This window comes from Nocardia sp. NPDC056564 (genome assembly GCF_042793755.1).
Taxonomy (GTDB): Bacteria; Actinomycetota; Actinomycetes; order Mycobacteriales; family Mycobacteriaceae; genus Nocardia.
This window is the reverse complement of sequence record NZ_JBHTUR010000020.1, coordinates 1-24391: the sequence shown is the minus strand read 5'-3', so window position 1 is coordinate 24391 and position 24391 is coordinate 1. Positions and strand designations below refer to the sequence as shown.

General features: G+C 68.6%; 25 protein-coding genes, 1 other RNA gene and 1 pseudogene. 17 read left to right on the top strand and 10 right to left on the bottom strand.

The genetic code is table 11. The features are described 5' to 3' along the window. The first annotated feature begins 213 nt into the window (after positions 1–213). On the top strand, positions 214–1131 hold the full coding sequence (locus ACFQ9K_RS35580) for a cobalamin biosynthesis protein (RefSeq protein ID WP_378722493.1): 918 nt from the start codon (positions 214–216) through the stop codon (positions 1129–1131). Positions 1132–1471: 340 nt separating this feature from the next. Here ACFQ9K_RS35580 and ACFQ9K_RS35575 read toward each other — a convergent pair whose 3' ends face one another. Then, positions 1472–2371: an SURF1 family protein gene (locus ACFQ9K_RS35575; protein WP_378722494.1), complete on the bottom strand. Its 900-nt coding sequence runs from the start codon at positions 2369–2371 to the stop codon at positions 1472–1474. Next, on the bottom strand, positions 2371–2871 hold the full coding sequence (locus tag ACFQ9K_RS35570; protein WP_378722495.1) for a low molecular weight protein-tyrosine-phosphatase: 501 nt from the start codon (positions 2869–2871) through the stop codon (positions 2371–2373). The genes ACFQ9K_RS35575 and ACFQ9K_RS35570 overlap by 1 nt, the downstream gene beginning before the upstream one ends. 44 nt (positions 2872–2915) lie before the next feature. Between ACFQ9K_RS35570 and cobC the strand changes: the two genes are divergently transcribed. Both cobC and ACFQ9K_RS35560 read left to right on the top strand, forming a co-directional pair. Beyond that, positions 2916–3956 (top strand): Rv2231c family pyridoxal phosphate-dependent protein CobC, encoded by a 1041-nt coding sequence (cobC, locus tag ACFQ9K_RS35565; protein ID WP_378722496.1) that lies wholly within the window; start codon positions 2916–2918, stop codon positions 3954–3956. A 232-nt stretch (positions 3957–4188) separates the two neighbouring features. Then, complete coding sequence (locus ACFQ9K_RS35560) at positions 4189–5310, top strand: Nif3-like dinuclear metal center hexameric protein (RefSeq protein WP_378722497.1); 1122 nt, start codon at positions 4189–4191, stop codon at positions 5308–5310. A 99-nt stretch (positions 5311–5409) separates the two neighbouring features. Here the strand turns inward: ACFQ9K_RS35560 and ACFQ9K_RS35555 are convergent, their stop codons facing one another. After that, positions 5410–5715: a hypothetical protein gene (locus ACFQ9K_RS35555; RefSeq protein ID WP_378722499.1), complete on the bottom strand. Its 306-nt coding sequence runs from the start codon at positions 5713–5715 to the stop codon at positions 5410–5412. 137 nt (positions 5716–5852) lie between these two features. On the opposite strand from ACFQ9K_RS35555, the gene ACFQ9K_RS35550 reads away from it, so the two are divergent. From ACFQ9K_RS35550 to ACFQ9K_RS35535, 4 genes are all read left to right on the top strand, one after another. Beyond that, a complete protein-coding gene (locus ACFQ9K_RS35550) occupies positions 5853–6494 on the top strand; it encodes a hypothetical protein (protein WP_378722500.1) in 642 nt (213 codons plus the stop codon). Positions 6495–6652: 158 nt separating this feature from the next. Next, the gene (locus ACFQ9K_RS35545; RefSeq protein ID WP_378722501.1) at positions 6653–7390 is read left to right on the top strand and encodes a zinc ribbon domain-containing protein; all 738 of its coding nucleotides are present in this window, start codon (positions 6653–6655) and stop codon (positions 7388–7390) included. Positions 7391–7415: 25 nt separating this feature from the next. Next, complete coding sequence (locus ACFQ9K_RS35540; RefSeq protein WP_378722503.1) at positions 7416–8549, top strand: bifunctional RNase H/acid phosphatase; 1134 nt, start codon at positions 7416–7418, stop codon at positions 8547–8549. 569 nt (positions 8550–9118) lie between these two features. Continuing rightward, positions 9119–9802 carry a S1 family peptidase gene (locus tag ACFQ9K_RS35535; protein WP_378722504.1) on the top strand — a complete coding sequence of 228 codons (684 nt, stop codon included), beginning with the start codon at positions 9119–9121 and terminating at the stop codon, positions 9800–9802. Here the strand turns inward: ACFQ9K_RS35535 and ACFQ9K_RS35530 are convergent. Then, positions 9799–10632, bottom strand: a complete 834-nt coding sequence (locus tag ACFQ9K_RS35530) for a helix-turn-helix domain-containing protein (RefSeq protein ID WP_378722505.1) — start codon at positions 10630–10632, stop codon at positions 9799–9801. The genes ACFQ9K_RS35535 and ACFQ9K_RS35530 overlap by 4 nt on opposite strands. 130 nt (positions 10633–10762) lie before the next feature. On the opposite strand from ACFQ9K_RS35530, the gene ACFQ9K_RS35525 reads away from it, so the two are divergent. From ACFQ9K_RS35525 to ACFQ9K_RS35510, 4 genes are all read left to right on the top strand, one after another. Then, on the top strand, positions 10763–11167 hold the full coding sequence (locus ACFQ9K_RS35525; RefSeq protein WP_378722506.1) for a hypothetical protein: 405 nt from the start codon (positions 10763–10765) through the stop codon (positions 11165–11167). Positions 11168–11441: 274 nt separating this feature from the next. Then, positions 11442–11930 carry a GNAT family N-acetyltransferase gene (locus tag ACFQ9K_RS35520; protein WP_378722507.1) on the top strand — a complete coding sequence of 163 codons (489 nt, stop codon included), beginning with the start codon at positions 11442–11444 and terminating at the stop codon, positions 11928–11930. 60 nt (positions 11931–11990) lie between these two features. Beyond that, complete coding sequence (locus ACFQ9K_RS35515) at positions 11991–13043, top strand: YihY/virulence factor BrkB family protein (protein ID WP_378722508.1); 1053 nt, start codon at positions 11991–11993, stop codon at positions 13041–13043. Then, positions 13040–13489 carry a hypothetical protein gene (locus tag ACFQ9K_RS35510; protein WP_378722509.1) on the top strand — a complete coding sequence of 150 codons (450 nt, stop codon included), beginning with the start codon at positions 13040–13042 and terminating at the stop codon, positions 13487–13489. The genes ACFQ9K_RS35515 and ACFQ9K_RS35510 overlap by 4 nt, the downstream gene beginning before the upstream one ends. A gap of 14 nt (positions 13490–13503) precedes the next feature. Here the strand turns inward: ACFQ9K_RS35510 and ACFQ9K_RS35505 are convergent, their stop codons facing one another. From ACFQ9K_RS35505 to ACFQ9K_RS35490, 4 genes are all read right to left on the bottom strand, one after another. After that, positions 13504–14304: an alpha/beta hydrolase family protein gene (locus ACFQ9K_RS35505; RefSeq protein ID WP_378722511.1), complete on the bottom strand. Its 801-nt coding sequence runs from the start codon at positions 14302–14304 to the stop codon at positions 13504–13506. Positions 14305–14394: 90 nt separating this feature from the next. Then, on the bottom strand, positions 14395–15801 hold the full coding sequence (locus tag ACFQ9K_RS35500) for an alpha/beta hydrolase (RefSeq protein ID WP_378722512.1): 1407 nt from the start codon (positions 15799–15801) through the stop codon (positions 14395–14397). Positions 15802–16031: 230 nt separating this feature from the next. Beyond that, positions 16032–16589: an NUDIX hydrolase gene (locus tag ACFQ9K_RS35495; RefSeq protein ID WP_378722514.1), complete on the bottom strand. Its 558-nt coding sequence runs from the start codon at positions 16587–16589 to the stop codon at positions 16032–16034. A 196-nt stretch (positions 16590–16785) separates the two neighbouring features. Further along, complete coding sequence (locus ACFQ9K_RS35490) at positions 16786–17490, bottom strand: hypothetical protein (RefSeq protein ID WP_378722515.1); 705 nt, start codon at positions 17488–17490, stop codon at positions 16786–16788. A 40-nt stretch (positions 17491–17530) separates the two neighbouring features. Here ACFQ9K_RS35490 and ACFQ9K_RS35485 point away from each other — a divergent pair, with 40 nt between their 5' ends. Then, positions 17531–18163 carry a TetR/AcrR family transcriptional regulator gene (locus ACFQ9K_RS35485; RefSeq protein ID WP_378722516.1) on the top strand — a complete coding sequence of 211 codons (633 nt, stop codon included), beginning with the start codon at positions 17531–17533 and terminating at the stop codon, positions 18161–18163. A gap of 117 nt (positions 18164–18280) precedes the next feature. On the opposite strand, the gene ACFQ9K_RS35480 is transcribed toward ACFQ9K_RS35485, so the two are convergent. After that, a complete protein-coding gene (locus ACFQ9K_RS35480) occupies positions 18281–19168 on the bottom strand; it encodes an alpha/beta hydrolase (protein ID WP_378722517.1) in 888 nt (295 codons plus the stop codon). 76 nt (positions 19169–19244) lie between these two features. Between ACFQ9K_RS35480 and rnpB the strand changes: the two genes are divergently transcribed. From rnpB to ACFQ9K_RS35465, 3 genes and pseudogenes are all read left to right on the top strand, one after another. Next, an RNA gene (gene rnpB / locus ACFQ9K_RS35475) (RNase P RNA component class A) lies at positions 19245–19658 on the top strand. Between the two features lie 183 nt (positions 19659–19841). Next, positions 19842–20285, top strand: coding sequence for a hypothetical protein (locus ACFQ9K_RS35470; protein ID WP_378722518.1), 444 nt, complete (start codon positions 19842–19844; stop codon positions 20283–20285). Between the two features lie 116 nt (positions 20286–20401). Continuing rightward, positions 20402–21253: pseudogene (locus tag ACFQ9K_RS35465) on the top strand (slipin family protein); the annotation flags it as partial. Between the two features lie 388 nt (positions 21254–21641). On the opposite strand, the gene ACFQ9K_RS35460 reads toward ACFQ9K_RS35465, so the two are convergent. Then, a complete protein-coding gene (locus tag ACFQ9K_RS35460) occupies positions 21642–22022 on the bottom strand; it encodes a hypothetical protein (RefSeq protein ID WP_378722519.1) in 381 nt (126 codons plus the stop codon). A gap of 375 nt (positions 22023–22397) precedes the next feature. Between ACFQ9K_RS35460 and ACFQ9K_RS35455 the strand changes: the two genes are divergently transcribed. Next, positions 22398–22784 carry a hypothetical protein gene (locus tag ACFQ9K_RS35455; RefSeq protein WP_378722520.1) on the top strand — a complete coding sequence of 129 codons (387 nt, stop codon included), beginning with the start codon at positions 22398–22400 and terminating at the stop codon, positions 22782–22784. Between the two features lie 16 nt (positions 22785–22800). Next, on the top strand, positions 22801–24249 hold the full coding sequence (locus tag ACFQ9K_RS35450; protein WP_378984170.1) for an RNB domain-containing ribonuclease: 1449 nt from the start codon (positions 22801–22803) through the stop codon (positions 24247–24249). Positions 24250–24391: the final 142 nt, after the last annotated feature.

Genomic DNA, 24391 nt, shown 5'->3' with positions numbered 1-24391 from the left:
CCAGAGTGTGACACGCCGACCACTCAAGAAACGCCACGCCCACCACCAGCGAGGTCCGCGTCACTAGTGCCCCGTTGTGGTGTACGCCGAGAGGCGCTCGAGCATGCCGCCGTGTCGTGGCCGCGAGCGGGACATGGTGGAGGCGGTGTGCGAGGGGAGGGACGGTCTTGCTCGGTTGAGGTCGGAGGTGGGGGGAGGGGATAGGCTCGGCGGGTGCAGAAGGGGACCTCGACGGCGGTGGGGCTGGTGCTCGGGTTTGTGCTGGACCGGGTGTGGGGGGATCCGCGGCGGTGGCATCCGGTGGCGGGATTCGGGTCGGCGGCGAGTGCGCTCGAATCGGTGACGTATGCGGATCGGCGGCGGGCGGGGGTGCTGCACGAGGTGCTGTTGGTGGGCGGTGTGGTCGGGTTGGGGGTCGGGGTTCGTGGGCTCGGGTTGCCGGCGACCGCGCTGGCGACCTGGACGGTGCTCGGTGGCCGCAGCTTGGCGCGGGCGGGCAGTGCGATGGCCGATCGGCTCGAGGCCGGCGACCTGGACGGCGCGCGGGCGCTGCTGCCCTCGCTGTGCGGGCGCGATCCCGAAGTCCTCGACGCGGACGGATTGGCCCGCGCCGCACTGGAATCCATCGCCGAGAACACCTCCGACGCCACGGTCGCCCCGCTGGTCTGGGGCGCCGTCGCCGGCGTCCCCGGCCTGCTCGGCTACCGCGCGATCAACACCCTCGACGCCATGATCGGCTACCGCAACGACCGCTACAACCACTTCGGCTGGGCCGCCGCCCGCACCGACGACCTGGCCAACCTCCTGCCCGCCCGCCTCACCGGCTTGCTCACCGTCGCCCTCGCCCCGGTCGTCGGCGGCCGCCGCGCCGCCGCCCTGCACGCCTGGCGCCGCGACGCCGCCAAACATCCCAGCCCCAACGCCGGAGTAGTCGAAGCCTCCATGGCCGGCGCCCTCGGCGTCCGCCTCGGCGGCCGCACCCAATACCGGCACGGCACCGAACTCCGCCCCACCCTCGGCGACGGCCCCGCCCCCACTGTCGCGGATCTCCATCGCGCCGTACACATGTCGGAGTCCGTACAACTGGCCGCCCTCGCCGTCGCCGCCCTCTGGTCAGCACTCCGCCGCTAGGTCTCCGCAGCAGCGACGATCACCGCACACCGCGATCCCCGACAGCGTTGACCAACAGCCATAACGGCCCGGCCAAACGCTGCCGCACACGACGTGCTCGGTACTACTTCGGTGAAAACCGGGGTAGGTCTTCAGCCTTCGAGGGCAGGTGGCGTTGGGACGTCTTCGGCTGTAGCTCGCAGTCAGGTGTGCCTGCTCCACGAGAGGATCGATAGTGCTGAGCCCGTCGGGTGGGGTCCCCGACCTACCTCCGCAGTTGGTATTGGCCGCGTGCGGGTTACGGCGTGGTCATCGGGTTGTGGTCCGGTTCGAAGACGCTTGGAAAGCGAGGGGAGTCGACTCAGTCTCGTCCGCGCCCGTAACGGTCTGCCAGGCGCGCTTCAGTTGTCGGCGGGGCGGCCGGAGTGGGGGATTCGGCGCCCGCGGGAGTGGGTGGTGCGGTGGCGACCGTTTCGGCTGGTTTCGTTGTGGGGCTTACCTTTTCCCGGCGACGCTCGCGGACTTCGGCGTACAGGAAGTAGCCGAGGCCGAGCGGGGCCATGATGCCGAAGGCGAGCCATTGGAGGCCGTAGGAGAGGTAAGGGCCCGCGTCGAGCTGAGGGAGGGGGGTGGGGGTGAAGACGCCGGGCTGGTTTTCGTCGAGTTGGAGGTAGCCGCCGCGTTCGCCGGTGGGGATGGGAGTGAGGGGTTGTTGCAGGAAGGCGGCTTCCTGGGTGATGTCGATCGAGTAGACCTGCCGGTAGCCGTCTTGAACCGAAGGGTCTTTACCGGGGGTGATGCCTTCGGACATCCGGACCCTGGCTTCGAGGCGCTGCGGTCCGGCGGGCGGGTCGGGGATCGGCGGCGGGCGGGAGCCGTCCACCGCCGCGACCAGTCCGCGATCGATGAGCAGGACGCGTCCGTCGTCCAACCGGAATGTGGTCAGCACGGAATACCCAGGAGCGCCGTCGAGGTGACGCAACCGGACGAGCACCGTGGAGTCGGGAACGTAACTGCCGGCGGCGGTGACCTTGCGCCATTCGGTGTGCGAGTCGTCGTCGGCGGAACCACCTAGCACGGTGGTGATATCGATCGGCGCGGCACCGACCGAGTCGGCGATCAGCTGATTGCGATGCGAGGTGGTCGTGTTCTTGCCGAGCTGCCACGGCGCCAGCACCGTGAAGCACAAGTAGGCGAACACGGCGACCACCGCGGCGAGGATCACCCAGCTCGGCCGCAGCAGGAAGGTCAGCTTGCGCATCAGCGGCGCCCGTCGGGCACGGGCTCGCCGAGCGCCTCGCGCACCCAGTCGAGCAGGCCGGGCATCGCCGCCTCGATCTGCTCCCGGACCAGTTCGAAGCCGGCCATGTCGCCGTAATAGGGATCCGGCACGTCGGGCCCGTCGGCGGCGGGGTCGAAACTGCGCAGCAACCTGCGCTGATCCGACGGCACACCGCGCCGGGCCAGTTCACGCTCGTGCCCCGAGTCGAGCGCCACCAGCAGATCCGCGTCGCGATGATCGGCGCCGAAGGCGGCCGCGACATGCCCGGTCGGATAGCCGTACTTGCGCAACGTCGCGTTCGTGCGGGAATCCGCCTCGTCGCCGACGTGCCACGAATCGGTACCCGCGCTGCTCACCCGCACCCGATCGGCCAGTCCCGCACGGTCGAGATGCGTAGCGAAGATCTTCTCCGCCATCGGCGAACGGCAGATGTTGCCGGTACAGACGAACGACACATGCAGCTCACCCACGACAGCCATTCTGGCCGGTCGACCTGCGGGCCCGCCACGTAGGGTGTGATCTCGTGCCCGAGGACAGCGTCGATCCCGCGAAACTGCGCCACCACGGCGACGTGGACGCGCGGCCCGGCATGCTCGATTTCGCGGTGAACGTGCAGGGCAGCGCCCCGCCGGACTGGTTGCGGCAACGGCTCGCGGCCCGGCTCGATACCCTCGGTCGTTACCCGAGCGTCGAGGAGGATCACGCCGCCCGACGTGCCGTCGCGGCACGCCACGGCCGCCACCCGGACGAGGTCCTGCTGCTGGCCGGCGCCGCCGAGGGCTTCGCCATGCTGCCTCGGCTCGCGCCCCGCCTGGCCGCGGTGCTCCACCCGTCCTTCACCGAACCGGAACTCGCGCTGCGCGAGGCCGGCGTCGCGGTGACCAGGGTGCTGCTCGAACCGCCGTACACCCTCGACCCGGCCGCGATCCCCGCCGAGGCCGACCTGGTCGTGCTCGGCAACCCGACCAACCCCACCTCGGTGCTGCACCCGGCCGAAACCATCCACGCGCTGCGCGCACCGGGCCGGATCATCGTCGTGGACGAGGCATTCGCCGACGCGATCCCCGGCGAACCGGAATCACTCGCCGGCCGCACGGCCCCCGACCTCTTGGTCCTGCGCAGCCTCACCAAAACCTGGGCCCTGGCTGGGCTTCGCTGCGGCTACTTCCTCGGCGCTCCGGAACTCCTGGCCCGCCTGAATCACGGTCGTGCGCACTGGCCCCTCGGCACCCTGCAACTCGAGGCGATCACCGCCACCGCCGAACCGGCCGCCATCGTCGAAGAACAACAGCGCGCCCAGATCATCGCCGCCGATCGAGACGCGATGATCGGCCGGCTTACCGAAGTCGGGGTGCACGTGCACACCCCGGCCGAGGCCCCATTCCTGCTACTGCACGTCCCCGACGGTGAATTACTCCGAAAACACTTGGCAGACAAGGGCATCGCTGTTCGCCGCGCCGATACGTTTCCCGGCCTCGGGCCCGACCACCTGCGCGTGGCGGTGCGCGGTGCGACCGAAGTGGATCAACTGGTAGCCGCGATTCGATCGGCGAACCTGTGGTGACGGTCGCAGCCGAAGACGGCGTCGACAAGATAAGTGCCCTTGTGGCCACGATTCGGACGACGGGCGCGCCCGCGGTAATTGACGATGCCCGTAACCCCGACGCGCACACGGTGCGCCGGGGCGTGACGATTGCACGCGGCTCGCTGGGCAGGGCACCGGATGCGGCGCGAGCTTTGTTGCACTCGGGAAAATCATTGCGGCAGTGTGTGACCGGAGCAGAGAAAGGTGGACGATGACCACGCTGGCAGATCTCATCGAGGTGCTCGACGCGGCTTACCCGCCGAACCTGGCCGAGTCGTGGGACTCGGTCGGCCTGGTAGCCGGCGATCCGGGTGACGACATCACCCGTGTGCTGTTCGCGGTCGACGCGACGGCCGGCGTCGTCGCCGAGGCCATCGATTGGCGGGCACAGGCTTTGGTAGTGCATCACCCGCTGCTGTTGCGCGGGGTCGACACCGTGGCCGCGGATACGCCGAAAGGCGCACTGCTGCATCGGCTTATCCGTTCCGGCTGTGCGTTGTTCACCGCGCACACCAACGCGGATTCCGCCGACCCCGGTGTATCCGATGCGCTCGCCGCCGCGCTCGGCCTCACTGTCATCGACCCGCTGGATGCGAAACCCGAAGCCGCCGTCGACAACTGGGTGGTGCAGGTGCCGCCCGCGCATACCGAAGCGGTTTTGAACGCGTTGTTCATGGCGGGCGCGGGCGGCAGCGGCGACTATCGCGATTGCGCGCTGCGGGTACCCGCGCGGAGCCAGTTCCGGCCGATGGCGGAGGCGAAGCCGGCGATCGGGGTGGTCGGTGAACTTCAGCAGGTAGACGAGGACCGACTCGAGCTGGTCGCCCCGCCCGCCGCCCGCGCCGCCATCCTCTCCGCCCTGCGCGCCGCCCACCCGTATGAGGATCCCGCCTACCACATCACCGAACGCGCCCTGCTGTCCTCGTCGGTCGGCATCGGCCGGGTCGGCATTTTGGCGGAGCCGGAGTCGTTGCGCGCCTTCACCGATCGAGTTGCCCTCGCCCTGCCGCCGACCGCGTGGGGTGTCCGCGCCGCAGGCGATCCGGACCGCTCCGTCTACACGGTCGCGGTCTGCGGCGGTGCGGGCGATTCCTACTTGGCCGCCGCGGCCCGCCGCGGCGTGGACGCCTACGTCACCTCGGACCTGCGCCACCACCCGGTCGACGAGCACCTCCGCAAGGGCGGCCCAGCCCTTGTCGACGCCGCGCACTGGGCCACCGAATTCCCGTGGTGCGCACAGGCCGAAGGCGTCGTCCAAGCCGCCCTGCCCGATCTGGAGACCCGCGTCTCGACCCAGCGCACCGACCCGTGGACGGTCAGCGCGCGGAACTGATCGGGCCGAGGTCGCGTAGCGGCTTCTGTCGATCAGACCAACAGTCGTGCGGAATCCTGCTGCCCGACATTCCCAACGGGTCTACCCGCGCGACCGAACTCAGAAATTGCGCGGCGGCTGCCCCTGCCAAGACGGATCCACGGGCTGCTGCGCTCCCTGCAGGTTCTGCGCCTGCGCCTGGCCGAGCAGCTCGGTGACCTGCTGCTGCACCAGATTCGACTCGACCCCGCACCAGGTGCACTGCAACGAATGCTTGGTGCTCAACGGAATCAGCGGGATGAAGAACAGCGTGAACTTGGTGACCAGCTTGTGCAGCGTGTGCGCGGCCGGATTCCCGCAATTCCCGCACACCAAGGTGAGTACGGCCAGCCGCGTGACGTAGCGACGCCAACCCCAGATCAACATGCAAAACCCCCGAAGATTCGAACTGTGACGCAGCTGACCATACCGCGCTACGGCGTGTCGTGGCGTGTCTGCCGGATTGGTCTGCGCGCAGGGCGGTTTCCGCGAGTCGACCGCTGTTCCGGGGGTACAACTACCGCATGAATTTCCCGGTGAACTTCGGCATTGTTCAGGTCGGATTGATCCTGATCCTGCTGGTCGGCGTCGCGCTGCTCGTGTCCGGCCTGCTGCGGGCGCGCCGGGTCGGCATGCGGGCGCTGGTCGCGCGCGGCGGCAGCGGACTGGTGCTGCTGCTGGTCGCGGTGCTGCTGCTGTGGCTGGCCACGCTGTTGCAGACCTATCTCGGACTGACCGGTGAAATCAAGGCGGCGCACGTGGTGGCCAAACAGGTGCCGGGGCAGGAGCACCTGCTCGACGTCGACCTCACCCTCTACGGCGACGACAAGCACGACGACCAGCACCTGAAGTATCAGGTCGAGGGCGACATGTGGGTGTTGCAGTCGGGCATCGTCGAGCTGGAACCCTGGGTGAACGCGCTCGGCTTCCACTCCGGTTACAAGATCAGCAGGCTGTACGGCCAGCGTCTCGACGGCGTCTCGCCTACGCAGCACCAGATCTTCCTCAACGACGGCGACCAGGACTTCTTCAACGACATGCGGGAGGGTCGCTGGTGGACCGAGCCGTTCGTGCGCTCCGCCTACGGCAACGCGGTGATCGCCGTCCCCGGTGAATACGACGTCTTCGTCTCCAGGGACGCGATCAAGACCCGCGCGCCCGCGTAACCGGGCCGCACGCGTAGCCGCGATATTGCCCGGGACCGCGGCCACGCCCGGGCAACCGCCCCGCCCGCACCGAACGGTGCGGCGTCGGTCAGCGGCGCGGGGTCGGCGGGGTACGGTTGAACACCGACCCATCCACAGCGTCCAGGAGTTTGTCCGCGTTGAATGTTGACCCACCGATCCAGGCCAAGCTGCTTCAGCTCGCCGCTGTCGACGCCGAGCTGACGCGGATCGCGCACCGCCGCACCGTGCTGCCCGAACAGCAGGAGGTGGCCCGGCTGGAGGCCGAGCGCAACGCGCACAAGGATGCCGCCGTCGCCGTGCAGATCATGCTGGACGACCTCGATCGCGACATCCGCAAGCTGGAAGGCGAGGTCGACGCCGTCCGTAAGCGCGAGGAGCGCGACAAGGGCATGCTGACCGCCGGATCGGTGAACGCCAAACAGCTTTCGGAGATCCAGCACGAACTCGGCAGCCTGGAGCGCAGGCGCTCGGTGCTCGAGGACGAGCTGCTCGAGGTGATGGAGAAGCGGGAGGCCTCGGCCGACGACTACCAGCACGCGGGCGCCCGGCTGGACAAGACCGAGCAGGAGCTCGCCGACGCGCTGACCCAGCGGAACGAGGCCCTCGCCGATCTCGAGGTGGCGCAGGGCCGCTGCGACGCCGACCGGTCCAAGCTGATCTCGCTGTTCCCGGACGACCTGCTGGCGATCTACGACCGGCAGCGCGCCCAGCACGGGGTCGGCGCGGCGCTGTTGCAGGCCCGCCGGTGTGGCGCGTGCCGGATCGAGCTGGACCGCGGCGAGATCGCCAGGATCGCGAAGGCCGCTCCCGAGCTGATCGTGCGCTGCCCGGAGTGCGGGGCGATCCTCGTGCGCACCAAGGAATCGGGGCTGTGATCGCCCACGCGGGGCGGGCCCTGCGGTGACCGAACGCGAGGTGATCGTCGAGGCCGACGGCGGTTCGCGCGGCAATCCGGGACCGGCGGGCTACGGTTCCGTCGTCTTCGCCGCCGACCACGTGCGGGTGCTCGCGGAACGGCGCGAGTACATCGGCATCGCGACCAACAATGTCGCCGAATACCGTGGCCTCATCGCCGGTTTGGAGGCGGCGGCCGAACTCGGCGCCGAGATCGTCGCGGTGCGGATGGATTCCAAGCTGGTCGTCGAGCAGATGTCCGGCCGCTGGAAGGTCAAGCACGCGGCCATGGTTCCGCTCGCCGATCGGGCCCGCCGGCTCGTCGCCGGGTTCGAACGCGTGAGTTTCACCTGGATTCCGCGCGCCGAGAACTCGCATGCCGATCGTCTCGCGAACGAGGCGATGGACGACGGCACCCTGGTCGACGAGGTGCGCACCGCCCGCGAGGCCGAAAAGCCCGCGCCCGCAGCGGATCCGGTCGTCTCGGCCGTTGCCGCGCAACCCGCGCCCGGCTGGACCGGCGCCACCGGTCGTCCGACCCGGCTGCTGCTCCTGCGCCACGGTCAGACCGAACTGTCTGTGCAGCGCCGCTATTCGGGCCGCGGCAATCCGCCGCTGACCGAACTAGGCCGCGAGCAGGCCGCGCGTGCCGCGAAAATGCTCGCCGCCAAGGGCGATATCACCGCCGTGCTGACCTCGCCCCTGAGCCGGGCGCGCGACACCGCCGAGGCCGCGGCGACCGCGCTCGGCGCGCCGCTCACCGTGCTGGACGGCCTGATCGAGACCGACTTCGGCGACTGGGAGGGCCTCAGCTTCCTCGAGGCCGCCGAGCGTGATCCGGAACTGCACGGTCGCTGGCTGGGTGATCCGTCGCTGCCCGCGCCGGGCGGGGAGAGCTTCGACCAGGTCCGCGAGCGGGTGGACGCGGTCCGGCGCGACCTGGTCGGGTTGTATCCGGGCGCGAACCTGGTGGTGGTCAGCCACGTGACGCCGATCAAGACGCTGTTGCAACTGGCGCTCGGGGTCGGGCCCTCGCTGCTGTACCGGCTGCATCTGGATCTGGCCTCGCTGTCGATCGCGGAGTTCTATCCGGACGGCGGCTCGTCGGTGCGCCTGGCGAACGACACCTCCTACCTGTAGTCACTGGGCGAATTGCCCATTGTCCCAATATATTCGGCGCATGGCGTGCGCTCGACCATTGGTGTTCACCTGCCCGTCGCCGCATGCTCGGCAATGGTCATTCGGTTGTGCGAGCCTCAGCCGAGGATGACCCGGTCGTGCCGCGCGAGCTCCGGCCGGCCTGGTGATTTCCGTTTTGATTCGCGGTGCGGCGGTTGCGCAGCGTATAACAGTTGAGTCTCGTCGGTCGGGCAATTCGGCCGCAGCTGGGGTTGGGTGAGAGTGAAAGTCAGTTCGGGCGAACATTTTTCAGAGCCGATCTGCCATCGTGTGGCTCGGGTCTCACTCGGGGATCGATTGTGGCGCAGCGCACAGGTCTGTTGCGGACCCGCCCGCCGCAGGTCAATGCTGAGTTAGCCAGTGGATAACCAGCGTCGATGAAATTCCTCTGCGCAGGCGAATTCGCTTGCTGATCCGGCGACCGCAGAGTGTGTCGGGGGCGGTTCCCTCCCCGGTCCTGGCGAGCAAAGGCGGCTAGCGCCGTGCTCGCTTTTTCGAAAAGGAGAGAAGTGACAACAAGATTCAGGTCGATGGCGCTCGCTACGGCGGCCATCGCGTCCGTGGTCGTAGGCGCGGCGGGCACCGCGTCGGCGGCGCCGACCGCCGTGCTCGGCGGCAGCTCCGGCATCGCGTTCGAGAACGACTCCGTGTGCTCGCTGACCACGATCGGTCACGACAGCGCGGGCAGGCTCGTCGGCATTACCGCAGGTCACTGCGCGCCGACCGGCTCCAGGCTGGTGTCCGAGCGCACGCCGGAGGCCGGGGTGCTTGGCAAGGTCGCCTTCTCCGATGACGGCAACACCCTGGACTACGCGGTGCTGGAACTCGATCCGGCGAAGATCACCCCGGTGCGTACCGTAGGCCCGACCACCATCGCGGGCGTCGCCGACGCTCCCGGCGCCGGCGCCACCGTGTGCTCCAGCGGCCGCACCACCGGCACCGACTGCGGCGTGGTGTGGGGTGAGCTCGAGGGCACCAGTATCAACCAATACTGCTCGAAGCCAGGCGATTCCGGTGGTCCGGTGGTCGTCGGCGATCGGCTGGTCGGAATGAACCAGGGGCGGCTCACCGGCATCGGGCCGATCGGCTTCGACGTGCCGTGCACCACGGCCGCCAACCCGCTGCACTCGCCCGCGTTCTTCCAGCCGATCGTGGTGATCCTCGCCGCGATCAACGCGCAGGGTGGAGTCGGGGCCGGCTTCCAGCCCATCTAATCGGATCGGGGATTCGCCGCGGCCGCCAGCTCACGCAGGGCGGCCGCGGTGAATTCGTCCAGGGGGTAGAACAATTCGATCGCCAGCTCGGAGAGGGTGACGTCGGCGGGTGCGCCGAACGTGGCCATCGTGCTGAACATCGACATCTCGCCGACGGGGGTGCGGATGCGGATCGGGACCTCGAACGGGCTGGTTTGCGCGGCTTCGGTTTTCGGCTGCTCCGGGGGATCGGGTGGTAGCGGATAGCGGCTCACCTCGTCGTAGAGCGCCGTCAGCTCCGGGTCACCGCTCGCGCTGACCTGCCGGACCAGCCGCTCCAGAAACAACTCTCGGACCTGGTTCGGATTCGCCAGTCGCGAGGCCAGTCCGTCCGGATGCAGCACCAGCCGATACACATTCGGTTGCGGCAGCAGCAGATGCTCCGGGACGCCGTGCATCAGCACGCCCATCGCCGCATTGCCCGTGACCACATTCCACAGTCGGTCGATGATCACCGCCGGGTATGGCTCGTGCGCGGTCAGCATCGTCGTCAACGCGCCGCGCACCGAGGCCAGGTTCGCGTCGTCGAGGCTGCTCTCCCGGTAGGCCGGAGCGAAGTTCGCGGCCAGCAGGACCGTATTGCGTTCGCGCAGTGGGACTTCCAGCGCTTCGCACAGGCGGAGCACCATCGCGCGGCTCGGTGTGGCGCGGCCGGTCTCCACGTAGGACAGATGCCGGGCCGAGGTATCCGCCAGCAAGGCCAGGTCGAGCTGGCTGAGCCTGCGCCGCTGCCGCCACTCGCGCAGCAGCCGGCCGGCCCGTGAACGGGTTTCCAGTCGAGGTTGTGCCACCTGAGCAGGCTAGTCGTCGGATGCGTCGCGCGGCCATGACCTCCGAGGTTATTGAGACGCTCACCGCACGTCGGCAAGGTGGGGGGGCGGGAGCCCATCGGCCCCGCCGACTCGAGACCAGGAGCTGGACATGAGCACGACTTCCCCGCCCGCGCCGAGCACCGATTTCCTCCGCACCGCGCTGCGCGTCGACGGCTGGAGCACCGGTGCCTTCGGCGTCATCATGCTGGCCGGTGCGGCGGTCCTGCGTGCACCGCTCGGCCTCCCTACGGCCTGGTCGATCCCGTTCGGCGTCGCCATGCTGGGTGGGGCGCTCGCCTTACTGCTTATCGCGGGTTCGCCGGAGATCCCGTTTGGACAGGCCTGCGCGGTCGTCGCGGTGAACGCGCTGTCAGCGGTCGGAATGGTCGTGCTGACGCTGTCCGGACTGATCGACCTGACCGGTCTCGGCGTCGTGTTCCTGCTCAGCGGCGCGGCAGTGGTCGACACCTTCGCCACGGTCGAGTTCATCGGAGTGCGCCGGGCCGGGTACTGACCAGCTCTCGCGGCTTCGAGCCGCCGGTGGTCTCCGCCCGCTCGATCGCTGACTCCGCTCGCGCATCGGTCCGTGCGGCTTCGACTATCGCGATACGGGTTGCCGGCGTGGGGAGACGATTCGACGTTCATCCGCTCGGTCCTTTCGACGTCGGGGTCGGGCATTCAGGACGTTTCGCGTGGGGTGGTCGACCGCCGCCCGAATGATGATGGGCCGATTTTGCCCTCGTCAAAACCGTTTGCGCTGGCTGTCGACCGGCAAGTAGAACAATTGGGTGACCATCTCGACGATCGACCTTCGGCTGTTGACCGCCGACGAGTGGGAAGTGTTCCGGCGGGTCCGGTTACGGGCGCTGGCCGACACCCCGCAGTTCTTCGGGTCCACGCTGGCCGAGGCGCAGGCCCGCACCGAGGCGGATTGGCGGGCGGCGCTGAACGATCGGGCGCAGTTCTTGGCCACTGCCGGGGGAGCCGAGCTCGGCACCGTCGCGGGCATGCCGGATTTCGAACGTGATGGCGTGCACCTGATTTCGATGTGGGTCGCGCCGGAGGCGCGTGGCACCGGGGTGTCGGACCTGCTGGTGCGCGCGGTCCTCGACTGGGCCGCGGCAGGCGGGCACACGGTGGTCCGGCTGGAGGTCGCCGACGGGAACACCGTGGCCGAACGGCTTTATCTGCGGCACGGATTCGTGCGCACCGGGGTGAGCGGGTTCGTCCGGCCGGGCGAGCCCGGACTGGAATACGAGATGGTGCACCACCTGTAGCGCGGCGAGTTTGCCTGTCCGGCACCCGGGTATCCGCTTCCCGACCGGGAGGTGACGGGCATGTCGAAGCAGGCCGCGGCGTGGCGCGTACACCGCTTCGTCGATTGGTCGAAGGGGCCGTCGGTGCTGCGCTGGCGGTCCTGGTGGGGTGTCCTGCGGCGGACCGTCACCGAGTTCCTCGACGACAACCTCATGGATTGGGCTGCGGCACTTACCTATTACAGCGTGCTGTCGATTTTCCCCGGGCTCATCGTGCTCACCGCGATACTGGGGGCGCTCGGCTCGTCCGCCACCCAGTCGCTGGTCGACACCATCCGGGAGATCGGACCCGGCAGCGGCACAGCGTTTCTCGTCGACGCGATCGACCAGCTGCGCGGATCGCCGCAACTGGCCGGGCCGTTCGCGATCATCGGTCTCTGCACCGCGCTGTGGACCGCCTCGGGATACATCGGCGCATTCATGCGGGCCGCCAACGCCATCTACGACATCGAAGAGGGGCGGCCGATCTGGAAGACCGTCCCGGTGCGCGTCGGCCTGACCGCGACCATGGTGGTGCTGCTCGCGTTGTGCGCCATCGGTGTGGTGGCGACGGGCTCGATCGCCGAGCGGCTCGGCCGGTGGATCGGTGTCGGGTCGGCCGGAGTGCTGGTGTGGGACATCGCGAAATGGCCGGTGCTCGCGGTGCTGGTCAGTTTGGCGTTCGCGCTGCTGTACTGGGCCGCGCCGAACGCACAGCAGCCCGGTTTCCGCTGGCTGAGCCCCGGCAGTGTGCTCGCCGTGCTGCTGTGGATCGTCGCGTCCGCCGGATTCGCCGTCTACGTCGCCAATTTCGGCTCCTACAACAAGGTTTACGGATCGCTCGGCGGCGTCGCCGTCTTCCTGGTGTGGCTGTGGATCTCCAACGTCGCGGTCCTGCTCGGCGCGGAATTCGACGCCGAACTCGCTCGCGGGCGGCGCATCGAACAGGGCTGGCCGGCCGACGAGGAGCCGTTCCTGCCGCCGCGCGACACCCGTTGGATGTCCGACGAGGAAGCCGAAAAGCACAGTGGTGCAGATGAAGACAGGCCTGCGACAGCGGCTGGCGACGCCAGAGCGGACAGGAGGAAAGGATGAGTCGGACAGAACATCCCGAGCGCGACAGATTCCACGAGGTAGTCGACGCTGCCAGGGAGAAAGCGACCGACGCCGAACATCGAGCGGAGGAAAAGGCCGCGGAAATGCGCCGGATCGCCGAGGAGAAGGCGGCCGAAGTAGCCCGGCGAGCGGAGGCCGAAGCCGCTGAAGCATCCCGGAACGGGGCCGCGGCGAGCGCTGAGGAACAGCGAACGATCGACGAAAAAACCGCAGCGGCAAGGGAAAAGGCCGCTGAGTCGATCCGGCAGGCCGTCGAACGAACCGATGAGGTGGCAGCGAATACCCGCGCCGCCACCGAACCGTCGGAATCCGTTGCAGGACAACTGGGTTCACTGGTCGCCGCAGCACGAAGTCGGCCAGTACCCGCCGCCGCGCTCGCCGCTCTGGGAGCGTGCGTGGCGTGGCGACTACTGCGCCGCCGCTGACTACACGTCGGCGGCTACCCGCTCGGCTCGGCAAGCTGACGGCGGAACCACGCGCTGAGTTCGGCGTCTGCCGCGCGGGCATGTGGTGACTGGGGTGCGGGCTCCAGGCCTGGTTCGTCCGCGAGCGGGTGTGCCAGGCCGGGAATGGTCAGCAGTTCGGCGCCGTCGCCTACCGCGGCGACGAGATCGGCGGCGTCGGTGCGCAGGGCCGGGTGATCCAGTTCGCCGCTGATGACCAGCAGGGGCGCGCGGCCGGCGATCGCACCTGCTTTCGCGACGAAGTCCAGGTTGTCTACGGCCTGCTCGGACTCGGCGTCGTACGGGTACGCGCCCGGGAACAGGTCGACGACCGATCGCATCCGGACGGCCGCGTTCAGCACCGCCGCGGCGAAGATGGGGATGTCGGTTTCGGCGAGGACGCGCAGGGCCACCGCGCCGCCGAGGGAGGCGCCGAGTACGCCGATCGGGCCGTCGGCTACCGGAAGCTGTTCCCGAATCGATGCCAGCGCGGCCGGGAATTCCTCGGTCGCCTGCCGGACGAACGGGGCCAGGTACAGCATCAGCGGATCCTTGGCGGCCAGCTCCACCACGGCGTCCGTGCTGCCGTCGACCATGCGCGCCCCGCACATCGGCATGCCCAGATGCACGCGCCACGCGGGCACGTCGTGCATCGGCAGCGCGGCGGCGAACGCGGCGTCCGTGCGCGGCGCGTCCAGCATGTGCCAGGTGATGATCAACGGCGCGGGGCCGCCGCCTGCCGGTGCCAATGCGGTGAACGGAACGCCGGCCGCGGTGCCTGTGATCGGTGACTGCATGGGGCTAACCGTAGGTGGGTGCCCGCGTTCCGGGAATCGGTTGCGCTACCAGCGAAATCGCCGCTGTTTCGCTTGCGTATTCGGCGCGCGTCACCCCGCGGCGGCGCACCGCAGGTCCGGCGTGGGCGGGGTCAGATCGGTCAGATATCGGAGCACCGGCTCGTCTACGCACGCCACACCCTGGCCGACCACGCCGTGCTGCACGCCCTCGTAGGTGATCAGCGAGGCGTGCAGATCGCGGGCGAGGTTCATCCCGCCCTGATGCGGGGTCGCGGGATCGCCGGTCGTGGAGACGACCACCACCGGCGGCAACCCGGTCACGTCGGGCGTATGCGGTTGGGAGATGACGGGCAGCGGCCAAAAGGCGCACACGTCGAGCGGAGCCTGTCCGGTCGCCCGGCCGTCGTCGAATACCGGTGCGGCGGCGCGGGTTCGGCGGTCGAGATCGGCCGCGGCGGATCGATCGGTGACCCGGATCTCCTCGCCGCAGAGCACGGCGGTCTGCACATCCCGTTCGACCACCTCGGGTGAGGCGATGATGTCGGCGATGCTCAGGAACGTGTCGCCGTGGCCCTGGGTGAGTTCGGTGAGTCCCTGGGTGATACCCGGCCAGGCGAGCGGGCTGTACAGCGAATTGATCACCGCGCTCAGCGCGTCGTTGTAGCCGAGTCCGCGGTGGTCGGCGGTGGCGGCCGGGTGATCGATCAGCGGATCGATCAGCGCGCGGAATGCGGTGCGTGCCCGTGCGGGGTCGGTGCCGAGCGGGCAGCCCGGCGCCGCAGCACAACTCGCGGCGTATGCCTCGAACGCGTGCTGGAATCCGGTCGACATGCCTATCGGATCGATCATGTTCGCCGCCGGGTCGACCCCGCCGTCGAGGACCATCGCGCGGATGCGACCCGGGAACAGTTCGGCGATGGTCGAGCCGAGCCGCGTGCCGTAGGACCCGCCGTAATAGTTCAGCTTCTGATCCCCGAGCACCGCGCGGATGACGTCGAAATCGCGTGCGACATCCGCGGTTCCGACATGGCCGAGTACTTCGAGGCCGGTGCGTTCGACGCACTTGGCGATGTAGTCTCGGCTCTCCTGCTCGGTCTGTGCGATACCGGCGGGGGACATATCGATGTCGAGGTCGTTGCGTTCGGCCTGGAACTCCTGCTTCGTCAAACAGGTCACCTTCGGCGTGGACGCTCCGAGTCCGCGCACATCGATGCCGATCAGGTCGAAGCGTTGTGCGATGGGCGTTTTCGCCAAGTAGGCCGCGAACGCCAGCCCTGAGGATCCCGGGCCACCGGGATTCGTGAGCAGCGAGCCGACCCGTTCACCATCGGCCGGACGCCGCGAGATCGCGATCTGCGCGGTATCCCCATCGGGCTTGGTGTAGTCCAACGGCACCCGCACCCGAGTGCACTGAAACCCCGCCTCGGACACCTCGCCGCCACCCGAAAACCCCGCGCAGGAACCCCACTTCAACGCCTGCCGATAGAACTTGTCCATCCCCGCTGCCGGGTCATCATCAGCTCCCGCACAAGCGGCCCCCGCCAGCATCACCGACACAACGGCAACCAGCCGCACAACCCCGAAAACCCGCGCAAACTGCCCGCGCATATCAGCCCCCATCACGAACGATATCGACCTACATCCTGCCGCAACCCACAACGCCGGTCTACTGCGTTGAGTACGCCGACCGATTTTGGAGGCACGGGGCAGATACCGCTGGGGTGGGGTCAGGGGAGGGCGGAGTCCAGTTTGGACAGAAATCGGGGGAAGTGAGGGTCGGCGTCGGGGAGGGTGAAATCGTCTATGTCCCACCAGCGTTCGGTGGTGAATTCGCGGGGGTCAAGGGGGTAGAGGTGGGTTCGGGTGCCTTGGATGAGGTACCAGAGGCTGACGTCTTCGTGGCTGTCGGCGCCGTTGGTGGTGGTGATGGTGAGGAAGAAGGGGTCGGTGCCGGTGACGGTGAAATCGGGGTGGATGCCGATCTCCTCGGTTGCCTCGCGGCGGGCCGCTTCGAGCGGGTGTTCGCCGGGGTCGATGTGGCCGCCGGTCGGCAGCCACAGTCCGGCGAGGCGGTGGTGGCCGAGGAGTACCGCGCGGGCATCCGGGTCCACCAGCACGACGTAGGCGACCAGATGCCGTGGCGGCGTCGCCGGTTTGACCCGGCGGTACACGTCATCGGTGGATGCCAGCCAGCCCAGGGCCTCGTCGATGTGGTCTTGTTCGAGGGCATCGAAGGGGACGATGCCACGGACGATCTCGGCGACGACGGCAGTCGCGGGGTTCATAGCCGGGGACTGTAGCGGCGGGCGCCGACAAGTAATCCTCGCGCCGACACCCAGAAAACACTGGTCATCGGCCATCGTGCGAGACACCTGTTCCGGCTGCCCGGCACAGCACGGCCCGGGGGTGACCCGCACACCCCTTGCGTAAGCCGCACATCCATGAAACAGGGTGTGCGGCTTACGCAAAGGGTGTCCGGGATCAGGCGGCGATCAGTTGGCGATCGGGTGGCAGCCGAAGGAGGTCGATGCCGTAGGTGACGATCCACACCACCCACAGCAGCCAGCTGACCAGGCTGATCAGGGCGAGCGGACTCGCGTGGTCGATGATCAGCGGAGTGATGGTGGCGGCGACGAATTGGCCTGCGGCCGCGACGAATCCGAGGGTGGCGTGCCAGCGGCGGATGAGTCCGGTGCGGAGGCCACCGAGGGAAAGGCCGACCAGGGCGACGGTGAGGAAGGTGCCGTTGAGCGAGAACAGGGCGTTGTGGACGGCCCACAGTCCGGCGGTGCCCGCAGGGGTGTGGTCGGACGTGACGCTGAGGGCCAGGCGGGCGGCGCCGACCACGGCGAAGGCGCCGGTTTGCAAGAGCAGGCCGGCGAAGCCGACCAGCGACCAGGCCGACCCTTCGGCGCGCTCGCGCGGCCAGATCACGGCCACCGCGCCGGCGCCGAACACGATCGCGCAGATCCAGGCGACCGGCATGAAAGCGGAGGCGAATCCGGTGAGACCGGAATTCTCGGTGAAGAAGGTGTCCGCCTCCTCGACGGCGGCGCCGACCGCGGGCATGCCCGCCGGTGCCAGGATCAGATTCGCGCCGACGATGGCGACCGCGAATCCGATGGCGGCGAGACCGCCGATACGGGCAAACGACCAGGCGGTTATCCGCTCTGTCTTATCTATCATATATTGAATATAAGCAGCAAAAAACGAAAGAGGAACCCCTGTGACCGAAGAACCGGCCCGGCGCCGCTACGACTCGCTGCGCCGCACGGCCCAGGCGCAGCAGACCAGTGCCGATATCGCCCGCGCCGCGCGCACGCTGTTCGTCGCCAAGGGCTGGGCCGCGACCACCGTGCGTGATGTGGCCCGCGAAGCCGGCGTGTCGGTCCCGACCGTCTATGCCGCCTACGGCAACAAGAACGGACTCACCTGGGCACTGGCCGATTCCGCCGACCTGTCGGCCGACATCGCACGCCTGCTCACCGAACTCGACGCCGCCCCCGAACCGCCGCGCCAACTCGCCGCGATGATCGCCTACGACCGCCGCCTGTTCGAACGCGCCGGCGAGGTGATCGTCCTGCTCCGCGAGGCCGGTCGCACGGAACCCGAATTGGCACAGGCCTACCGCGACGCGCGCCGCCGCGCCGACGACGCCCACCGCCAGGTGCTCGCGGCCTGGCCGCCGCACACGCTCCGCCCCGACCTGGACCTCGAAACCGCCCTCGACATCTACGCCGCCCTCTGCAACATCGACGTCTACACCGAACTCACCCGCGAACGCGGCTGGCCCCCCGAGCGCGTCGAAAAGTGGTGGGCGAGTGCGGTAATTCGCGAACTGCTCGCCGAAACACGGTGAACGGAAAACGCTTTCGCCACCTGAGAGGCGAGACACGCGCTCGTGCAGCGCAGCCCGCGTCACCGACCGCATAGGTGATCGCCGCGCTCACGCTCCGTCCGCCTGGGCGCGGAACGTCTACGGGCGCAGGATGGAGACCAGGAATTCGGTTTGGTCCCAGACGGCCTTTTCGAAGACGTCGTCGAAGTAGATGTCGAAATGGCCTGCCTGGTAGCGCTTCACGACGGCGTGCTTGGTGCGTTCGGCGGCGCGCAGGGCGGACTTGATCGGGGTGATGGAGTCGTTGTCGCATAACGCGTAGAGGACGGGCATCTTGAGGGACTTGGCGCGTTTGCCGGGGGAGTCGAACAGGGCCGAGAAGGCCACGCGGGCCGCTACCTTCGGCTTGTAGTGCTCGCTTTCCTCGGCCAGCCTGCCGTTGCCCTCGGGCACGTCGGCCGCGCTCATCAGGGCGGCGGAGCGTTTGCGCCCGGCCAGCCGGATGCCGACGTGCTTGCGCCGCAGCGGGCCGATCAGCAGGTCGGTGGCGGCGATGGCGGTCACCTTGGTCATGCTGATCGGACCCTTGGCCATCGCACAGGACCAGCCGCTGGTGAACGGCACCTGCGCGACGACCGCGGCCAGGTAGTCGTCGTGCGGGGCGACGGCGAGCACGTGCCCGCCGCTGAACGAGGTGCCCCACAACGCGATCCGGGTCGCGTCGATGCCGCGGATGGTGCGCGCGTAGGCGATGGCGGACTGCCAGTCCTCGCGCTGGCGGCCGATCTTGATCACCTGCCGCGGCTCACCCTGGCTCGCGCCGAAGTGCCGGTAGTCGAACACCAGGACCGCCATGCCCGCGGCGGCGAAGCGCCGCGCGTACCGGTCGAGCCCCATCTCCCGATTCGCCCCTAGGCCGTGCCCCATGATGACGAGCGGACGGGGCTTGGGCGCACCATCCGGACGGTAGAGCCAGGCGGCGCACTGCTCGCTTCCGGAGGGGAAGCCGACCTCGACACGTTCCATGGCACCCAACCGTACTGTGTTGGCGGGGGTCGCACCCTGGTGGCGTGGGTGGCGACCAGTACTCTGGTACGGCGGACGAGTTGGCCGGGCGACCGCGGCATCGGGAACGGGCACGTTTGTGCCGCTGCCCGGCGCCGAGGAAAGTCCGGACTCCACAGAGCAGGGCGGTTGCTAACGGCAACCCGGGGCAACCCGCGGGACAGTGCCACAGAGAACAGACCGCCCACGACCCTCGGGTCGTGTGGTGAGGGTGAAACGGTGCGGTAAGAGCGCACCAGCGCCCCGGGTGACCGGGGCGGCTAGGTAAACCCCGCCCGGAGCAAGGTCAAAGGTCGCACCGTTCGCGGTGCGGCTGCGCAGGTGTTCGAGGGCTGCTCGCCCGAGCCTGCGGGTGGACCGCTCGAGGCACCCGGCAACGGTGTGTCCAGATGGATGGTCGCCCCCCGGTGCGAACCGGGGACAGGATCCGGCTTACAGGCCAACTCGTCCGCCCGCCGGGGGCGCTTCCGGCGAACTTCGGGTTAACAGCTGAGATCCACTCTGTGGCCGGATGATTGGGACAACCGGGACGCATCGGATACCAGTACATTGTCGGTCGAGGTTTTGTGCGGTGTGCCCGATTCGGGGCCGCCGCGGGATCGACTGCTAGGAGATCGTCATCAACGTTCACACCATGCTGCGTCGCGCGGGGGTTCTCGCGTCGGCGGCTGCCCTGGCCACCGTCGCCTGCGCCGGTATGGCCGGCGCCGAGCCGACCACCACCACCCCGGCGAAGCCCCCCACGACCAACGTCGACATCACCGGCGCCGAATTGAGCGGCGGCGGTGTGCAGGTCTCGGTGACCTACAAGTGCGAGGCGCCCGGCAAGACGGTGACGCTGCAGGTGTTCGTCCGCAGCACCGGGGAGGGCGCGCAGCAGACGATCGGCGCGACGACCAAGGCGATATGCGACACCGAACGCCAGACCGTGTCCGTCACGGCCACCAAGATCCCGGATGCCGAGCCGTTCACTCCCGCGTCGGGCGAAACCGTCCGGGTGTTCGGCACTTTGGTGTCCGGCGACAATCAGCAGAGCTTGGAGAGCGGCACCGCCGTCAAGCGGCTGACACTGAAATAGTGGCAGTCTGATCTTCTGCCGCAACCGGTGCCGCGGTGCCATCATGGAGGTAGCCGCGGGGCCGGAGCGCCCAGGCGCCCGCCTCTGCTGCATTCGGGCGCGCTTGGGGGCCAGGCATGGACCTACTCGCCGTTCTCGGCAGCATCGTGGGGGTGGGCGCGATCGCCGGTGGCGTGCTGACCGCCGCCAGCGCGCGGGTGGTCGCGCAATACGAGAAGGGGTTGATCTTCCGGTTCGGCCGGGTGGTCTCCACCCGGGAACCGGGGCTGCGCCTGCTGATTCCGTTCGTCGACCGGATGCGCAAGGTGTCGACGCAGATCGTCACCATGCCGGTGCCCGCGCAGGAGGGCATCACCAGGGACAACGTGACGGTGCGGGTGGACGCCGTCGTGTACTTCCGCGTGTTCGACCCGGTGCTCGCGGTGGTGGAGGTGCAGAACTACCTGTTCGCCGTTGGGCAGGTGGCGCAGACGTCGCTGCGTTCGATCATCGGCAAGAGCGACCTGGACAGTCTGCTGTCCAATCGCGAGGAGCTGAACAAGGGCCTGGAGATCATGATCGACAGTCCGGCGCTCGGCTGGGGCGTGCACATCGATCGGGTGGAGATCAAGGATGTGGCACTGCCGGATTCGCTGAAACGCTCGATGTCGCGTCAGGCCGAGGCCGAACGCGAACGCCGGGCCAGGGTGATCTCCGCCGAGGGCGAGTTGCAGGCCTCGCAGATGCTGGCACAGGCGGGCGCGCAGATGTCGGAATCGCCGGCCGCGTTGCAGCTGCGGTTGCTGGAAACCGTGGTTCAGGTTGCGGCGGAGAAGAATTCGACGCTGGTGCTGCCGTTCCCGGTGGAGTTGCTGCGTTTCCTCGAGCGTGCGACACCGTCGGCGGCGACCAATCCGCCACCGCCGCAACAGGAGTCGGCACCCGCCGCGGAACGCGCAGCGGTCACGGCGCCGGATGAGCCCGCAGCGGTCGCCGCGTCCGTCGAGCGTGTGGCGGTTCCCCGAACGGGCGAGCCCTCGGCTATCGCCGCGCCTGCCGAGCGTGCGGAGGTTCCCCGAACCAGCGGGCCCGCATCCGCATCGAACCCTGCGAACCCCGCGCCGCACCAACTCGATCCACCGGACGAATCGCCGCCGACAACGGAAAATGGAACACGCGCGTAACTCGGCCGGCGTATACCGATACGGGTACCGCCGACACCGTTTTCGGCGCCGCACCACCCGCACCGGTAGCTCAACGTTAGGACCGGACCGATGTCCGTGCTCATTCCCGTCATCGCCATCATCAGCATGATCACCATCGGCTACGTGCTGAAGTATCTGCCCGACTACCTGCCGTGGCTGAAGGAACGCTGACTCAGCACATCATCTTGGCCATCTGGTAGATGGCCCGCGCCTCCTCGGGAGTGGCGTCGACCTTGCCGGAGGACCGCTTGACGATGCTCTTGACGACGTCGTCCTCGGACTTGTTCGCCTTGATCTCCTTGCAGGTGTCGCTGAGGATGGTGGCGATCTTCGCGTCGTCCTTGCCGTCGGCCAGTTTCGGGAACGCGCCGCGGAAGCTGACGACGAACGCGCCCGCCTTCACGTTGTCGACAACTTGCGCGTCGCCGTTGGACGCCGCCGTGGGAGCCGAGGAGGAGGGGGTGGCACTGCTTGCCTTGTCGTCCCCGCAGCCGGTGAGCAGCAGGGCGACGAGGGTGGCGCTGGCCGCGATAGCGGCGGTAGTTCTGATCACGGAGCGGGATGCTAGCGGTCCCGGACGAAAGTCGCCTCCCGTCCGGTGAACGGGAGGCGACGTCTTGTGGCGCAAGACTTGTGGGTCAGACCGGCGCGATGACGAAGACCTGGGCCCAATACGCTGCCTGGTCTGCTCCGATGAGCGGCAACAGGTAGTCGTACAGAATCGATGACATAGTCGTGGAACTCCCAACTGTCGACGTACAGGACGTTTCGAAAAGTGCGGTCGAAGTGTGAGACCCGCTACGGCGGCCCACGTTAGCAGCCACGTCGCGGCCATGTCCGGGTGGTGAACTCGCCGGGCGTATCTGCCGGTAACTAGCCGGACCGTGATCGACGTCATAAAGTAATGCGCGTTGGCACGGCTCGTTGCGTGGCCGCAACGAGCCCTTCACACTTCGAATGCGGGAAAGCAGGTCTCAACTCTATGCGGATTGTTCGCTCACTGGTCGCCGGCGCGTTGATCGCCGGGGCTGCTTCGGTTTTCGCCATGATGGGCGCTGGCTCCGCCAGCGCCGTAGCGGTGACGCCGCTGCCGGGTGGGGTGCAGGTCGACCTCAGCCCGGCTGACACGGTCTGGGTTGCCCAGAACCGTTTCGGACAGACTCTCGGTGGTCTGCCGCACCCTTCGGCGGCTTCGTTCGGTGAGGCGTTGGACGCGGCGGCCGCGGTGTCGGCCGCGGTTCCGGGCGGACATGTCACCTTTACCGTGTACGGCCCGCTCGATTCGTTGAACGGCACCATGCTGGCGCTGCAGTAGGTCTGGCACCCCCAGCGTGGAATTGCATCAGCGGATCGTCTCGGCGCCGGTAGATTTCGGCGCCATTCGTTCCGAATTCGGCCTGGCCTCGGCGTATCCCGCCGAGGCCACCGCGGAAGCCCGCGACGCGTCCGACGCGTTCGCGGGCGACCGGGCCGATCGCACCGACATCCCGTTCGTGACGATCGACCCGCCCGGGGCCATGGATCTGGACCAGGCTCTGCATCTCGAACGCACCGGCAGCGGCTTTCTGCTGCACTACGCCATCGCCGATGTCGGTGCGGTGATCGATCCACACGGCGCGCTGGCCAAGGAGTCGAGCGCGCGGGGGCAAACCTTCTACCTACCCGACGGCACCGTGCCGCTGCACCCGCCGGTGCTGTCGGAGGGCACCGCGAGCCTGCTGCCCGAGCAGACCAGGCCGGCCGCGCTGTGGACCATCGAGCTGGACGAAAAGGCCGAGCCGCAACGGTTTTCGGTCGAGCGGGCGCTGGTGCGTTCGCGGGCCAGGCTCGACTACGCGGGCGTGCAGGCCGACGCCGACGCCGGACGACTGCACCCCTCGATCGCGGCCCTGCCGGAATTCGGCACGCGGCGCATCGAGGCGGGGTTGCTGCGCGGCGCGATCGGTCTCCGATTGCCTGCGCAGAGCATTGTTCGCGACGATCATTCCGACGGGCATTGGCGGCTGATCGTCGAACCGCGGACGGCCGCGGACGATTGGAACGAGCAGGTTTCACTGCTGACCGGAATGTGCGCGGCGCGGATCATGATCGACGCGGGCGCGCCGGCATTATTGCGCACCATGCCGCCGCCGGCCGAGTCGGCGATAGCGTCCATGCATCGCACGGCGGCCGCGTTGGGGGTCGAGTGGCCGGAGGAGTTGTCGGTCGGGCAGATGTTGGCCGGGCTGGATCCGAATACCCCCGCCGCGCTTGTGCTCATGTCGGAGGCGACCAGCCTGCTGCGCGGGGCGTCCTACACCGTGGTGAACGAGGCCGCCCAGGTCGCCACGCCGGAAAGCTTGCAGCACAGCGCGATCCGCGCCCCCTACGCGCACGTCACCGCACCGCTGCGGCGGCTCACCGATCGATTCAGCACCGAGATCTGTCTGGCGCGTTGTGCGGGAACCGAAGTCCCGCAATGGGTTACGGACGGTCTGGTCGAAACGGCGGACAGCATGCGCCGCAGCGATTCGATAGCGAACAAGGTCGAACGTTCCTGCATCGACCTCACCGAATCCACGCTGCTCGCCGAACGAGCAGGCACCGAATTCGACGCGGTAGTCGTCCGCGAAGCCAACGGCAACCGAGCCGCGGAAATCTTCATCGCCGACCCACCGGTACTTGGCCCCTGCATAGGCGAACCCCCAGAAGGCGCCGCAGTACGAGTCCGCCTGATCTCCGCCGACCCCGCCACCCGCAAAATCAGCTTCGCCTACCCCGCCGCCCCACCCACCCCCTGACCCACCTATCACCCCGGCACCGGCCGACTCCACCGCTCGGCAATCATCCCCACCAGCCGTCCCCCTCGGACTCGAGTCGACCAAGCACCCACCCACCCACCCCGCGCCCCCCGCCGGGCGCGGCGCGCCCGCCGCCCCCCCC